Source organism: Solibacillus sp. FSL K6-1126 (genome assembly GCF_038003445.1).
Classification (GTDB): Bacteria; Bacillota; Bacilli; order Bacillales_A; family Planococcaceae; genus Solibacillus; species Solibacillus silvestris.
The window spans coordinates 2999693-3014588 of sequence record NZ_JBBOPD010000001.1; the positions used below are offsets into that span (position 1 = coordinate 2999693).

Annotated in this window: 14 protein-coding genes; 1 reads left to right on the forward strand and 13 read right to left on the reverse strand. The window is 38.2% G+C overall.

Annotated features, from left to right (window positions below):
• The 3 genes from MHH44_RS14890 to MHH44_RS14900 all read right to left on the reverse strand — a co-directional run bounded on the left by MHH44_RS14890 (position 1) and on the right by MHH44_RS14900 (position 3505).
• On the reverse strand, positions 1-1602 hold the full coding sequence (locus tag MHH44_RS14890; RefSeq protein ID WP_340798946.1) for a spore germination protein: 1602 nt from the start codon (positions 1600-1602) through the stop codon (positions 1-3).
• Between the two features lie 247 nt (positions 1603-1849).
• Entirely contained in the window at positions 1850-2938 is a 1089-nt protein-coding gene (locus MHH44_RS14895; RefSeq protein WP_340798947.1) for a M42 family metallopeptidase, read from the reverse strand.
• An 84-nt stretch (positions 2939-3022) separates the two neighbouring features.
• Entirely contained in the window at positions 3023-3505 is a 483-nt protein-coding gene (locus MHH44_RS14900; protein WP_340798948.1) for a dUTP diphosphatase, read from the reverse strand.
• A gap of 90 nt (positions 3506-3595) precedes the next feature.
• Here MHH44_RS14900 and MHH44_RS14905 point away from each other — a divergent pair, with 90 nt between their 5' ends.
• Positions 3596-3976, forward strand: a complete 381-nt coding sequence (locus MHH44_RS14905; protein WP_008407719.1) for a hypothetical protein — start codon at positions 3596-3598, stop codon at positions 3974-3976.
• 191 nt (positions 3977-4167) lie between these two features.
• On the opposite strand, the gene MHH44_RS14910 is transcribed toward MHH44_RS14905, so the two are convergent.
• From MHH44_RS14910 to MHH44_RS14955, 10 genes are all read right to left on the reverse strand, one after another.
• Positions 4168-4758 carry a peroxidase-related enzyme gene (locus tag MHH44_RS14910; RefSeq protein WP_008407721.1) on the reverse strand — a complete coding sequence of 197 codons (591 nt, stop codon included), beginning with the start codon at positions 4756-4758 and terminating at the stop codon, positions 4168-4170.
• Positions 4759-4886: 128 nt separating this feature from the next.
• Positions 4887-5147: a DUF1294 domain-containing protein gene (locus MHH44_RS14915; protein ID WP_008407723.1), complete on the reverse strand. Its 261-nt coding sequence runs from the start codon at positions 5145-5147 to the stop codon at positions 4887-4889.
• Positions 5148-5216: 69 nt separating this feature from the next.
• On the reverse strand, positions 5217-5576 hold the full coding sequence (gene rplT, locus MHH44_RS14920; protein ID WP_008407725.1) for a 50S ribosomal protein L20: 360 nt from the start codon (positions 5574-5576) through the stop codon (positions 5217-5219).
• 75 nt (positions 5577-5651) lie between these two features.
• Positions 5652-5852, reverse strand: coding sequence for a 50S ribosomal protein L35 (rpmI, locus tag MHH44_RS14925; protein WP_008407727.1), 201 nt, complete (start codon positions 5850-5852; stop codon positions 5652-5654).
• 35 nt (positions 5853-5887) lie between these two features.
• A complete protein-coding gene (infC, locus tag MHH44_RS14930) occupies positions 5888-6391 on the reverse strand; it encodes a translation initiation factor IF-3 (protein WP_039967350.1) in 504 nt (167 codons plus the stop codon).
• Positions 6392-6908: 517 nt separating this feature from the next.
• Positions 6909-8840: a threonine--tRNA ligase gene (thrS, locus tag MHH44_RS14935; protein WP_340798949.1), complete on the reverse strand. Its 1932-nt coding sequence runs from the start codon at positions 8838-8840 to the stop codon at positions 6909-6911.
• Positions 8841-9427: 587 nt separating this feature from the next.
• Positions 9428-10387 carry a primosomal protein DnaI gene (gene dnaI / locus MHH44_RS14940; protein ID WP_008407732.1) on the reverse strand — a complete coding sequence of 320 codons (960 nt, stop codon included), beginning with the start codon at positions 10385-10387 and terminating at the stop codon, positions 9428-9430.
• A complete protein-coding gene (locus MHH44_RS14945) occupies positions 10380-13121 on the reverse strand; it encodes a DnaD domain protein (protein ID WP_340798950.1) in 2742 nt (913 codons plus the stop codon). Before MHH44_RS14945 ends, dnaI begins: the two co-directional genes overlap by 8 nt.
• A gap of 22 nt (positions 13122-13143) precedes the next feature.
• Positions 13144-13611: a transcriptional regulator NrdR gene (nrdR, locus tag MHH44_RS14950; RefSeq protein ID WP_008407735.1), complete on the reverse strand. Its 468-nt coding sequence runs from the start codon at positions 13609-13611 to the stop codon at positions 13144-13146.
• Between the two features lie 245 nt (positions 13612-13856).
• The gene (locus tag MHH44_RS14955) at positions 13857-14876 is read right to left on the reverse strand and encodes a glyceraldehyde-3-phosphate dehydrogenase (protein WP_008407737.1); all 1020 of its coding nucleotides are present in this window, start codon (positions 14874-14876) and stop codon (positions 13857-13859) included.
• Positions 14877-14896 lie beyond the last annotated feature (20 nt).

The window sequence follows — 14896 nt, forward strand, 5'->3', positions numbered from 1 at the left end:
TCACTCTTTCACCTTCTCCTTGTCTCCCTTAAGATTTACACGCATTTTTGAATAATCAGGATTCTCCACTCTCGCATTTAATGATTTCCGAGCGATGAACGGATATGGTAGACGAACAAGGCTATCGCCCAAATCTTTAAGTCTAGGTGGGTATAATGGCGCCATATAAGGAGCGCCTAAACTTGTTTGTCGTAATAGATGAATCACAAGAATACAAAGGGCAAGCATTATACCATAGTAACCCCAAAATCCAGCTAAAATGATGATTGGAAAACGTAGCAGCCTAATAACATTTCCCATCATATAACTCGGTGTTATAAAGGAAGACAGCGCACATAGAGCGACAATAATTATTAGAATATTACTCGTAATCCCTGCCTCCACTGCCGCTGTACCAAGTACGATCCCCCCAACAATCCCAATTGTTTGTCCTATTTTTGTCGGTAATCTTGCCCCAGCCTCACGAAGCAATTCCATAATCAGCTCCAGAAATAGCGCCTCTAATATAGGAGGAAACGGTACTTTAGCCCTCGATTCACTAAGCGGAACTAAAAGCGGCTGTGGGATCACTTCATAATGAAAAGTTAATGATGCAACATACAGTGGTGTAAAAAAAATAGAGATAAAAATGGCTGCAAATCTTAGCCATCTTACAAATGTTGCAATTGGCCACCTCAAGTTTTTATCTTCTCTACTTTGAAAAAACTCAATAAATGAGCAAGGGCAAAGTATCCCCATCGAACTGCCATCAACAAGAATGCCTATTTTCCCACCCAATAAACCATCGCAAAATCGATCGGGGCGCTCCGTTAATAACATCTGCGGAAAAATAGACAGGGAACTGTCATCGATTAACTCTGCCAGTTCCGCACTATCAATTAAATCTTCAATATCGAGAGCTTGTATTCTTTGTCGGACAGTATTTATATTTTGTTCTGATGCAACACCATCTAGATAAAGTATAGAGAGCGATGTATTGGTCTGGTTTCCTACCTTTAATTTTTCATTACTAAGATTTTTACTTAAAATAAACCGTCTAACAAGCGAGATATTTGTTGAGAGACTTTCATTAAACCCCACTTGCGACCCGATTACTTGCGATTCATTTTCAGGTGCAGACAAACTCCGTGATTCTCTTGCTGGAATAATGACCATAGTGACCAGTGCATGTCCCGCCACATGAATCATAACAGCGCCCGTTAACATAGTATCGATACTTTGATTTAATTTATTTTCCACGTTTACTTGTGGCAGAGGTAACTGACTCTGGATACTACTCGGTGTTCCTTCTTGTATATTCTGCAGAACAGGTAATATTTTACCGTTCAATATATCTTCTTTTATTAAGTTATCGATATACAAAATAGTAATTGAATCTGTTACATATCGAATTACTAAATCAGCCGGTGAATGAATTTGCTCTTTTACTTTTTTTATAAAAACATCAGTTGAATCGGAAATGGGTTGCCAATCATCCGTTTTGGTAGTTACTTCGGAAGTTGATAAAGTAGATTGTTTTTCACCCTTATCTTTTAAAGGCCCTGTTAAATCTCCTGTTTGTTTTTTGAACGTTGCCTTTTTATTCTTTTTTTCAAAAAACATAAGCTTCCCCCATTTCTATGTTTTGCTGATTAATGAATTCATTATTTCCAAATTATAGTCAAATATTCAAAAAGTACTTATTTTTATTAAGAAAATAGGTCGGGTTGCGGAATTTACAGAGACATAAGAGGTTGGTAGTTAAAGGAGGTATGTTAAAATAAAATATCCATTTCCTTATAAGGAAATGGATATTTTTTCATATTATAATATTAAGCTGCTAATAATTGTTCTATCTGCAGTTTTTATATTATTCAAATGTAATTTTATTTACTGTGTCACGGTCTAATCGTTTAATTACTTCTACAATTAATTTAACCGCATTATCATAATCATCACGATGTAAGATTCCTGCATGTGAGTGAATATAGCGTGTTGCAACACCGATTGCCAATGATGGTACACCATTTGCTGTAATGTGAATACTACCTGCATCCGTACCGCCGCCAGCCATTGCTTCGAACTGGTATGGAATGCCCGCTTCTTCAGCTACATCAAGGACAAATTCACGTAAACCTGTATGAGATACCATTGATGCATCATATACGACGATTTGTGGACCTGCGCCCATTTTTGAAGTCGATTCCTTCGGTGTCACGCCCGGCGTATCGCCAGCAACACCAACATCTACAGAAAATCCGATATCCGGCTGTACTTTAAATGTAGAAGTTTTCGCGCCGCGAAGGCCGATTTCTTCCTGTACATTCCCGACACCATACACGATGTTCGGATGCTTTTCATCTTTTAATGCTTTCAGTACATCAATCGCAATCGCACAGCCAATGCGGTTATCCCATGCTTTCGCTAATAAATGCTTTTCATTTTTCATTACATTGAATTCGAAATATGGTGTAATCATATCGCCTGGACGTACGCCCCACTCCATTGCTTCTTCTTTTGAAGTGGCACCGATATCAACGAACATAGTTTTAATATCTACTACTTTGTTTCGAACATCTGCCGGTAAAATATGCGGTGGCTTTGATCCGATCACACCAATAATTTCTTCCCCTTTACGTGTTGTAATTGTCACACGTTGGGCAAGCATTACTTGGCTCCACCAGCCTCCTACTGTCTGGAAGAAGACAAACCCTTTATCATCAATGCGTGTAACCATGAAACCAACTTCATCCAAGTGACCTGCAACCATAATTTTCGGACCGTTTTCATCGCCTACTTTTTTTGCGATTAAACTTCCTAAGTTATCTGTTTCCACCTCATCTGCATAAGGTGCGATATACTTTTTCATCACCTCACGTGGTGCACGTTCATTTCCTGGTATACCGTTTGCATCTGTTAAATATTTGAACATTTGTAATGTAGCATCAAGCTTTGTCATGTCGGTTTTCCCCCTAATAATTACTCATCTTTATTATAGCGACAATATTTCGAAATGTGAAATAGTTTCTCGGCACTATGTAAATTAATAGCCATTTCGTTGTCGTTCATAATTTTTTTCATTTTTTAATTCATAAGCATGCAAAACATCATCAATTGAAAAATCCAGGTTGTAGGCAATTAAGCTGTATTGTTCCCACATCGCCCTGTAATTTTCTTTTGTTTGGTGCTGCAGAAAGGTCAGGATAGTCTGTGTCGCATTCAGGAAGGTTTCTGTTAACTCTTGCTTAACCTTTAAAAAGGGCCATTCTTCTAGCAGAAAACCGCGCATATTTCCTAGTGAGAGCATAAAGTGGACCGAGTCGACATACTCCTCCAAAAGAACAGCTCTTTTTGATGGCCCCTTCGTTGACCAGAACTTGAAACAGCGTGTTTCATTGGCCAATTCACTTAGCTCAACTAATAATGCGAGGCCTTTTTCGGCAAATACATCTTTTTGTACTTGTTGGTTTTCTTCAATAAATCGGTCTAGCTGCCGTTGCTTTTCAAATAATTGACGAAATTGCATCAAAACATCCCTCTTTTTCAAAATAAAATGAAACTTTTTATACTACTCAATCGTATAGGAGGGAATCACCGTAAGCAAGGAGGAAGTTTCATGGCTTTATTGTTACGAATTGCCATCATCCTTCTCATCATTTACATATTTTACAGAGGGGTACGCTACTTAATCGACCCAAAGCGTAAATTGGATGAGGCCTATGAAAATGGACAATATTATTTTTATGATGATGTGAAAAACATTCGGAAAAACTTTTTCATATCGTATAAGGGGGCATTATTTGAAGGAGAAAAATATTTAGGTACGACGGACAATGCATTTGAAGTCGTAAGTATTTTCGTCTTTGTCCATGATGCGATGAAACTTCAAGGGTTTACGAAAGAGGATTTTATGTATTTGGAAAACGAGATTCTCATGAATTATCCAAACGCCTCGATTAATTGGAAAAATCCGATAGAAAAACTGATGAAAGACTAACTGGGGACAGCGAACCGTATGATTGTACGGTTCGCTTTTATGTTTGAAACCTTTTTCATATACATCCGTATAAATGGATTTGAATAAAGTTTAAAATATCGACTATTTCCTCCACTTGGCATTGTCATGATGCTCCTATTATTTATTAGTTAAAACAGAACCGGATGCTGCATTTTACTGCAGCATCCGGTTTACCGATTATGTCCGTAATGCCCGGGATTTGCAACTGCTCCAATCGTACTTACCCAGCGGTTAGTATAATTGAAGAATCCGGCAACATATGCGGCTTCCAAAATTTCATGGTCATTAAAACCCGCTTCACGTAGTAAATCAACTTCTTTTGTCGTTATTTCATTTGGATACCTTGTTACACGGTAGGCATAATCACATAACGCACGCTGCTTTTCCGTAAGTTTTGCGGAGCGGTAATTGTATGTTAACTGGTCAACCCATCCCGGATTTTTTGTTAGCCCCCGAAGGACATCACTATGTGAAGTAAGGCAATAGCTGCAATTATTTGTCGAAGAGACGACAAGCCCGATCATTTCCTTGTCTGCTAATGATAAATACGTTGTTTCTTCATTGAACAGAGAATATTTAAATTCCAAAAATCCTTTATACTGCAGCGCATTCAATGGAAGAATTTTAAATAAATTATTTACAAACCCATTTTGCTCCTGCTGCTTTTCAACATGTTGATCGAAAAGTTGCTGTATATCTTCCGGTATTTCCTCTTCATTTGGCTTCTGTAAATAAGATAATTGCTCTTCGTATTTACTCATTTCATTACTCCCCGCTTTCGAATTTACTGAATTTATTATAAATTACAACTACTAATCTAACAAATGAATAATCTTTTTCAATGCATAAAAAAAGCACAGACAAATTTAGTCTATGCTCCAAGATCATATTAAAATAGCTGAACTAGTATAAATATATGAATTGCCCCAAGTAAAGGAAAGCCAAATGCAAATTGGTTATGCTTCGTTTTATGACGAAATAAGTACATCCCTAAAACACCGCCAAGTGCGCCACCGAGTACCCCTAATGTTAATAGTGTTCTTTCGGAAATACGCCATTCCTTCTTTTTAGCGCGTTCTTTATCTATGTACATATATACGCATAGTACGAGTGAAACAACTGCGACATATGAAACTGCTGCTAATCCCATCTGAATCCCCCTAGTCAAAAAAAGACTGATAAGGAGCAAATCCCTATCAGCCTTTATTGTATACTAAAATTATTTAGCTACTGCTTTTTTAGCTTCTTCAGCTAATTGAGCGAATGCTGTGCTATCTGTTACAGCTAAGTCAGCTAACATTTTACGGTTAACTTCGATACCTGCTACTTTTAAGCCGTGCATTAAACGAGAGTAAGATAAACCGTTCATGCGAGCAGCTGCATTGATACGAGTGATCCATAATTTACGGAAATCACGTTTCTTTTGACGACGGTCACGGTATGCATATTGACCTGATTTCATTACTGCTTGGTTAGCTACTTTGTATAACGTGTGTTTTGAACCATAGTAACCTTTAGCTAATTTTAAAACTTTTTTGCGACGAGCGCGTGTTACTGTTCCGCCTTTTACGCGTGGCATAGTAATTACCTCCTGCTAATTCTTTCGAATGCTAATTTTTATTTTTGTTATTAATAATCTTTTAAACGGTCAAGATTATTTCATGTAAGTTAATAATGTACGGATACGCTTGAAATCGCCTGAAGTTGCAACTTTTGCTTTACGTAAGTGACGTTTTGCTTTAGTTGATTTGTTAGCGAATAAGTGAGAGCCATAAGCACGGTCAAATTTTAATTTACCAGTACCTGTTTTTTTGAAACGTTTCGCAGCTCCACGGTGAGTTTTCATTTTTGGCATGTCGATTTCCTCCTAAACTTGTTTCTACATACGTATTATTTCTCTGTCTTCGGTTGAAGAACTAAGAACATGCTTCGGCCTTCCATCTTCGGTTTTTGTTCAACCGTAGATACTTCAGCACAAGCTTCAGCAAAGCGATCTAGCACACGCTGACCAATTTCTTTGTGTGTGATTGCACGACCTTTAAAGCGAATTGAAGCTTTAACTTTATCTCCTTTTTCAAGGAACTTAATCGCATTACGTAATTTCGTTTGAAAATCATGTTCATCGATTGTCGGGCTCAAGCGAACCTCTTTCATCACGATAACTTTAGAATTTTTACGAATTTCACGGTCTTTCTTTTGCTGATCGAACTTAAATTTACCATAGTCCATGACACGAGCGACTGGTGGCTTGGCTTGAGGGGCCACAAGGACAAGATCCAAGTTAGCACGAGCGGCAATTTCCAACGCTTCTGTACGCGTTTTTAAACCAAGCTGATCACCATTGTGATCAATTAGACGAAGTTCTCGCGCGCGGATGCCTTCGTTTACATACATGTCTTTGCTAATATTAATCCACCTCCAAGTGTTTGTCGCGAATACATGAGTTGGTGTAAAGTATAACCCTGTCGAACGGTACAACTCTGCGTGATGTCCATATGTTCTTCTTGTTTTACAAACAAAAAGGACGGACATTTGAGATGTCCGCCCGCTATATGTGCATACGCATTCATGCGTAAAACAATTCAACGTTTCTAATACCTGCACGTAACTTATATAAAAGCACTTGTCAGGTGAGAAGCGGGCAGCCTCTACTTTCAAACTTTTGTATTCATAACTTAAATAATCTTAACATGAGATCCAATTACCGTCAAGCATTTTTATATGATTAATTTACTTTAAAAAATAAATGAAATTAATTTTCACTTCCGGGTTTCACTCAAAATATTCGTGGTATCTAATTAGGGACCAACATTTTATAGAGATGTAAAAAATGTTATTACTATCGAAATCGAAGCTTACCATTACTGACAACAAAAAAGGTGTCCCGCAAAATGCGGGACACCTTTTCATTTTATTTCTTCACTTCTGCAGTAATGTCTGCCAGGAACTGTTCAAAGCTGATTGTTTCTGAATCCTTCGAACCGTAACGGCGGATATTTACCGCATTTTCTGCTACTTCTTTATCTCCAAGTACAAGCATGTACGGGATTTTTTGCATTTGTGCTTCACGGATTTTATAACCTAGTTTTTCTTCGCGGTCATCCATTTCCACACGGATACCAGCTGCAGCTAATTTTTCTTGTACTTCACGTGCATAATCATAGTGCACTGCGTTTGATACAGGAATAATTGTTGCTTGCACTGGCGCCAACCAAGTCGGGAATGCCCCTTTGTATTCTTCAATTAAGAATGCTACGAAACGTTCCATTGTCGATACAACACCACGGTGGATAACAACTGGGCGTTGAGGCTGACCGTCTTCACCAATGTAAGAAAGGTCGAAGCGTTGTGGTAATAAGAAGTCAAGTTGTGCAGTCGATAATGTTTCCTCTTTACCAATAGCTGTTTTTACTTGAACGTCTAGCTTCGGACCATAGAATGCTGCTTCATCTTCTGCGATGAAGTAATCATAACCAAGCTCATCCATTGCTTCTTTTAACATCGCTTGTGCAGTTTCCCACATTTGATCGTCATCAAAGTATTTCTCAGTGTTGTTCGGATCGCGGTAAGAAAGACGGAATGAGAAATCTTTAAGATCAAAGTCTTTATAAACTTCTAAAATCAGTTCCACTACTTTTTTGAATTCTGCTTTAATTTGATCCGGACGTACGAAAATGTGCGCATCATTTAAAGTCATCCCGCGTACTCGTTGTAGACCAGATACGGCACCACTCATTTCATAACGGTGCATTGTTCCAAGTTCTGCGATACGGATTGGTAAGTGACGGTAAGAGTGCAGACCGTTTTTGAATACCATCATATGGTGAGGACAGTTCATTGGACGTAAAACAAGTGTTTCATTGTCCATTTCCATTGGCGGGAACATGCCATCTTGATAGTGCTCCCAGTGTCCTGATGTTTCGTATAATTTTTTCGAGCCAAGCACTGGTGTGTAAACGTGTTTGTAACCTAAAGATAATTCTTTATCTACAATATAACGTTCAATAGTACGGCGGATTGTTGCACCGTTTGGTAACCAAAGTGGTAAACCTTGACCAACTGTTTGGCTAGTCATGAATAAATCCAATTCTTTACCGATTTTACGGTGGTCACGTTCTTTTGCTTCTTCAAGCATTTGAAGGTGGTGTTTCAACTCGTCTTTACTGAAGAATGCAGTACCGTAAATACGTTGCAGCATTTTGTTGTCTGAGTTACCGCGCCAGTAAGCACCTGCTAATGATAATAATTTGAACTCTTTTAATTTGCCTGTAGATGGTACGTGTACACCACGGCAAAGGTCAAAGAAATCACCTTGGTAATAGATTGATACTTGGTCATCTGCTGGAATTGCTTCAAGTAGTTCTAATTTGTATTCGTCGCCGACTTCCTCGTATATTTTTTGTGCTTCATCACGAGAAACGTTTTTACGCTCGATTTCAATGTTTTCAGCAATGATTTTTTTCATTTCTTTTTCGATTGCTGGTAAATCTTCTGCAGTAATCGGTGTTGGTGAATCGATGTCATAGTAGAAGCCTGAATCGATAACTGGACCGATACCTAATTTTGCATCCGGGTAAAGACGTTTTACTGCCTGTGCTGTTAAGTGGGCAGTTGAATGGCGAAGAATTTCTAACGCTTCGTCTGATTTGTTAGTAATGATTTCGATCGCACCATCTTGTTCGATTCCTGTTTTGGCATCGATTAATGTGCCGTTGATTTTCCCGGCTAAAGTTGATTTTTTAAGACCTGGGCTGATTGAGCCTGCAACGTCTAATGTAGATGTTCCCTTGGCAAATTCCTTTACTGCGCCATCCGGGAATGTTAATTTGATCATTTCTGACATGTTGTTGTCCTCCTTTTAAGGTTTTTATTTCATTGAGAGTAGCAAAGTGTCGTCATCCTAATCCGTTGATTTCCGTTTCGGGCGGACGCTTTCCGCGGGCGTGGCCTTACACGAGCGTCTCAGGCGTCACGCTATTCCCGCTGGAAACGCAGTTTGTAGCGAAAGGCGATAGCCGTCAGCTACACTCGCCGCCCTACACTACAATCAACTAATCTATAGCTATAAATTAATTTGCTCCCATAATTTTTTATCAGCCAAAATATATTAAGGCAAAATAAAAAGCACCGTCCCAACAAAGGGACGATGCTGTATGCTCGTGGTGCCACCCTTCTTCCTTCTTCGCAAAACGAATCAGAAGCTCTCGGTCAGTTAACGTACTGAGAAACGATGACGGATTGGCCCCGTCACTGCTCGAAGGTAGTAAAGTAAAACGCTTGTGCTAGGAAGCTTGCAGCCGTGTCTTCCCTCTCTAAAAGCCAGTTCGTTAAACTTGTTGTCCTTTTCAATGCATTTATTGTTTAATTACGTACAAAGTATACGCTCGATTTTGCAGAAATGCAATATTGAAAAATAAAACTTTCAATATTTTATTTTCTGCGGTTTGTTCCTGTAATTTCAAGCGGTGTTGTTAATGCCTGTACTCGTTGTAAAATACGGCCTGATTTCATTTCGTCAATTGCCCCATGTTCGGTTACCGCCCATTGTTCTTCCAATTGTTTGTAATTGAAGTTGGACGATATAAACGTCGGTAATTTTTCCGCCATTCGATAATGCAAGATTGACCCGATAATTTCATCTCTTGTCCATGTAGAAATCGGCTCTGAACCTACATCATCCAGCATCAGTACCGGCACTTTTTTTACAAAATCGATTTTCTGCTCAATCGATCCCTCTGTTACCGACGACTTTAATTCTCGGATGAATTCCGGCATATACACTAACAAAGTTTGAATCCGTTCTTTGGATAAAGCATTTGCGATGGCACCTAAAATATAGGTTTTGCCAACACCAAATGTTCCGTATAAATACAGCCCTTTTGCAGGAAGTTCTTTTGTTTCCCGATATTGCTTCCTGAATTCGACCATAAACTGTGTTGCAGCCATACGGGAGTTATCATTCATATCCATTTCATTAAAGTCTGCATTCAGGACATCTTTTGGCATATACATGGTCTTCATCATTGAAGCTAGCTCACGCTGATCATCTTCTTTTAACATTTGCTCACACTTGCGGTAAATAATATTAATCTGACCATTTGAAAGCATTAATTGCGGAACATGGCCTTTATAGAAATTTTGACACTGCGATGTTGAACCGGCTCCACAGCAAGTGTGCTTTTGCTCTACAAATTCAAAAAGTGTCGTCATTCCATATTGAATAACAGCCGAGTTTTCCGTCATATTATGGTCATTCATAAACTGTTGTACACTTGGATGTGATAGCACCCGGTTTTTTAATTCATTATATTTTTGCTCAAATGATGGGATATTAATTTTATTGAGCGAATCTTTTATTGGTTCGATCGTACTCACCTGCTTTTTAATCACTATTTAATTGCTCTAATAACTTTTTGCGTTGCTCTTCAAAATCAATTGGGTTTTGAGTATTGCTAGAATTAGTTTGTTGTACAGGTACCTGATCTTTTTCTTTAAACCAATCCGGCACTACGCCAACTTTCCTTGCACCGCGTTGTTTGTTCTTCTTGTCTTGCATTTCAGTATAAACTTTCGCTTGGGTAATCGTCTGAATTTTATTGTTTCGCCATGTATTTGCGACACTGTTAATATATTTTTCAGGCAATGCACCTTCTGTCTTTTCCATTACATACTCTAGCATGTAATTGACGACAGCCGGGATCATCTTGTAATGCAGGATCAACTTTTCTGCTGTTGCGACAACATACGCAAATGGTTCATGACCATCGTTTAATTCTTTTGTAAAAAGATAAGGCGTCGCTTTTTCATAGCGGGCCAATTCAGGCGTAAACACATAATCCCCCGGATAATATTTCGGTAAATCCTGCTCGGTAATTTTCACGTCTACTTTGTTTTCTTTATAATTTGTTTCAATGTAAGCAAGTGCATCTTTAGCCAACAGGATATCTTTCAGCTGCATATTTAGTGCCAGCGTCTGAATTTGATTACGTCCAAAACGGCTCGTTTTATTCGTTAATATAAATTCAAGAATTGCGTTGACAACACCAACTTTAATGCCATGTTTTAATACAAGGTCATCCACTTGCTTCACTAACATTTCAACCGGTTCTTTACCGTTAAGTAAGTTTTTCATGAAATCATATGGCAATGTTTCATCGAAAGCCGGAATCCATTTTGACATATCCTTAACCGTAACTTTAAATGCAAGCGGTGTATCCATCGTAATTTTAGAAGCCTTCAATTGAGATCCATCGCTTTCTTCAACAATACCAAGGGCTTCCAAAGCATTTGCAGGCGGATTTAACATCCAGTTACCTGCGATTGACTGCACAAAGTTTTTTGTCAGTTTCCCGTTACTCTCGTTGTAGGCATATTCCATCAGCACGTTGACAGCGCCGACCGAAAGCCCTTGCTGCAATACGAGTTCCTCCGCTAAATCGACAATAAATTTTACCGGCTTTTTCCCTTTATACAGCGATTTCAAGAAATAATAAGGAACCGTTTTATCATAGTGAATTGATTGGTCATCTACCGTTAAATAATCTTCTGTCACTTTAATAAGATTGCGTTCATTTCGCTTTTCAATATAGTCCAATGCTTGCTCTGCTGTTTTAATTTGATTGTATCGGATTTCAGATGCCAACGCTTCTACAAACGATTCTGGTAGGTTTCCTTTTGTTGAATCCCAAACATGGCGAATAATGACGTTCGCCACTTCGATCGGTATATCATAAGAACTGTAAAGCGATTCTGCTATTTTCACATGCCCTGAAAACGGTTCTTCACCATGAGTCAATATAAGTAAATACTGATAAGGCGTAGAATTTTTAAAATCAACTAACGCTGAATCAGGAGAATCATTTTTCGAGTTATTATTTTCTTCAACTTTATTCAAATCGTTATTCGTAACCGTAATTTGCGATAAATTTTTCGATTTACGATCACGGTAGCTATGTTCAACTTTTGCAATTTCCATTGTATTTTCAGCTGTTTTTGCACCTTTTTTCAGCCAGTTATTCATGACAACCTTCATAAAGTTTTTATTGTAATTCAGTTCATCATTCATTGAAATATAATGAATCAAAACATTCAATGTGCCGTAAGATACCCCTTTTCTAATGAAATTGTTAAATTCCATTACAACGGATTCCGGTGGCAAATAACCATTAAATTTTTGAAAAACTTCTATCGGTGAGGTTTTTTCTAAATACTCGATTAAACCTTCTTTATCATTAATATTTCGCTGTGTTTTTGCAGGTGCAGTGTTCATTACTTCTACCGAACGGAAAATGTCCTGTTTTTTGATCAGTTTCGGTTTCGAGACACCGACGTTCAACTGGTAATATTCTTCACAGCGTTTTTCCAGCTCTTTTTTTGTAAGTCCATCATCTGTATCCCATGCCAATAACACAATTCTTTGCATGTCCGTTACAGAGAAATTGTACATGAAAGCTAATTTGGCAATAGCAATTTTAATATCAAGTGTAAATAATTTACTCGGAATCAAGTTTTGGCTCATGCCCATCATGAAGCTTTTGAAATCAAATAAGTCATACTCAAACGGGTACGACATTTTTGAACGTTCATTTACCGAACCTGTATTTTCCTGCATGACTTGCTTTAGCTCAGTTTCTGTTATTGCTACAAATGCATCGTTAAAGCTGCATGTCACATCTTTGTATCCATGTAAGGAAATATCATGTTTCGTTAATTTATTTCGCAATGCTTCATACTGTTCACGACCGATTTTTCGTAAAAGTGCTACCGAAAGAATCGAATCGTCAAAAAAATCGCGGCCAGTCAAAGGCGGATATAAAATATACTTCATTGATTTATATGAATCCATCATTTTTTCAAATGACTTCACTAAACCAATTGCCTCTAATACAATTCTTGCTTGTAGTAATTGCTTCGGTTTAAAACTTAATGAATCTAGCAGGTTGCTATGAAAACAAGTTGCTTTTTCCTGTTGTTGTGTTTCAACCCATAACTTTAAATATAATGCGGTAGCTTCAACACCGATAATCGGCTGATAGCATAATTGCAATGCAAGCTGATGCTCACTAGTGATATTTTGAGGGCAATGAATTTCACAATGGTCATATGGATTTAGCTGATTCATCATTACCATTTATCCCTCCTAACACTTATTTGTCATTTGACTGACGGGTCATAATTTCTTTCAGTTCCTCGATAAAGACTGTAATATCTTTAAATTGACGGTAAACAGAGGCGAAGCGCACATAGGCCACCTCATCAATTTTTGCAAGTCGGTCCATCACCATCTCCCCGACATTTTCCGAGCGTACTTCCGCATTGCCTAATCGGCGTAATTCCTTTTCAATTGATAGGACAATCTCTTCTAATTGATCTAATGCAACTGGTCGCTTTTCACATGCGCGGATCAGACCACGCAACACTTTTTCACGACTAAACTCCTCGCGTGAGCTATCCTTTTTCACTACGATTAAAGGGGTTTCTTCAATTTTTTCAAATGTCGTAAAGCGAAAAGCACAAGATTCACATTCACGACGTCTGCGAATTTCTTTATTATCATCAACAGGTCTTGAGTCTACAACGCGTGTACCGTTGTATTGACAAGCTGGACATCTCATATAATAATTTCTCCTAAAAGTTAGTTTATTCTATTATAACAAAAACAACGCGCTTGAAATAGTGCTTCACGCGCGTTGAAATTTTCCAATGGAAAGTCATTCAATTATATAGTGCATTGGTGCTTCACACAATAGAAAAAGCCTTTTGCAAAAATGGTTTGATTTTCCGCAAAAGGTTTTTCTGTTACATCAGACGTATTTACGCCTTTTTGAAGTGATCTATCACATTTTAACAAGCATTAAAATTATGCATTTACTGTTGCTAATTCGTTTGCAATTTTCTTTGTTAAGTCTACTACGCGTGCAGAGTAACCCCACTCATTATCATACCATGCGATAACCTTTACTTTACGGTCTCCCAATACAATCGTAGTTAAGCCGTCTACAGTAGATGAGTACGTTGTTGTATTGTAGTCAGAAGATACTAATGGCTCCATAGAGAAGTTTAAAATACCGTTCATTTTGCCGTCAGCTGCCGCCTTAAATGCCGCATTTACTTCTTCTACTGTAACGTCTTTTTCTACATCTACAACTAAATCAACTAAAGAAACGTTTGGTGTTGGTACACGTAATGCCATACCATGAATTTTCCCATCCAATTCCGGTAATACAAGGCGCAATGCTTTTGCTGCACCAGTTGAAGTTGGGATAATTGATGATCCGCAGTTACGCGCACGACGTAAATCTTTATGAGGGTTATCGATGTTGTTTTGATCGTTTGTATAAGCGTGAACTGTTGTCATTAAGCCGTTTACAATGCCGAACTCATCGTTTAATACTTTTGCTACAGGAGCTAAACAGTTTGTCGTACAAGATGCATTTGAAATAACATCATGCTTTGATAAATCCAATTTATCATCATTTACACCTAAAACAACGGTAATATCTTCATTTTTACCAGGAGCAGTTAAAATAACTTTTTTCGCGCCAGCTTCAATATGTTTTGCTGCTTTTTCACGTTCATTAAATTTGCCAGTAGCTTCGATTACGATATCTACACCCATTTGAGCCCATGGTAATTTTAATGGATCGCGTTCACTAACTAATTCAACACGTTTGCCGTTTACAATTAAGGCACCTTCGACTGCTTCTACAGTCCCCGGGAACATACCATGATTTGTGTCATACTTAATTAAATGTGCTAACGTTTCAGATGGATAGCTTGCATTCACCGCTACGATATTCACGTCACCGCGCATCATTGCTTGTCGGAACACCATACGACCAATGCGGCCAAAACCATTAATTGCAATAGAAACTGTCATATTATTTAAATCCTCCTAAA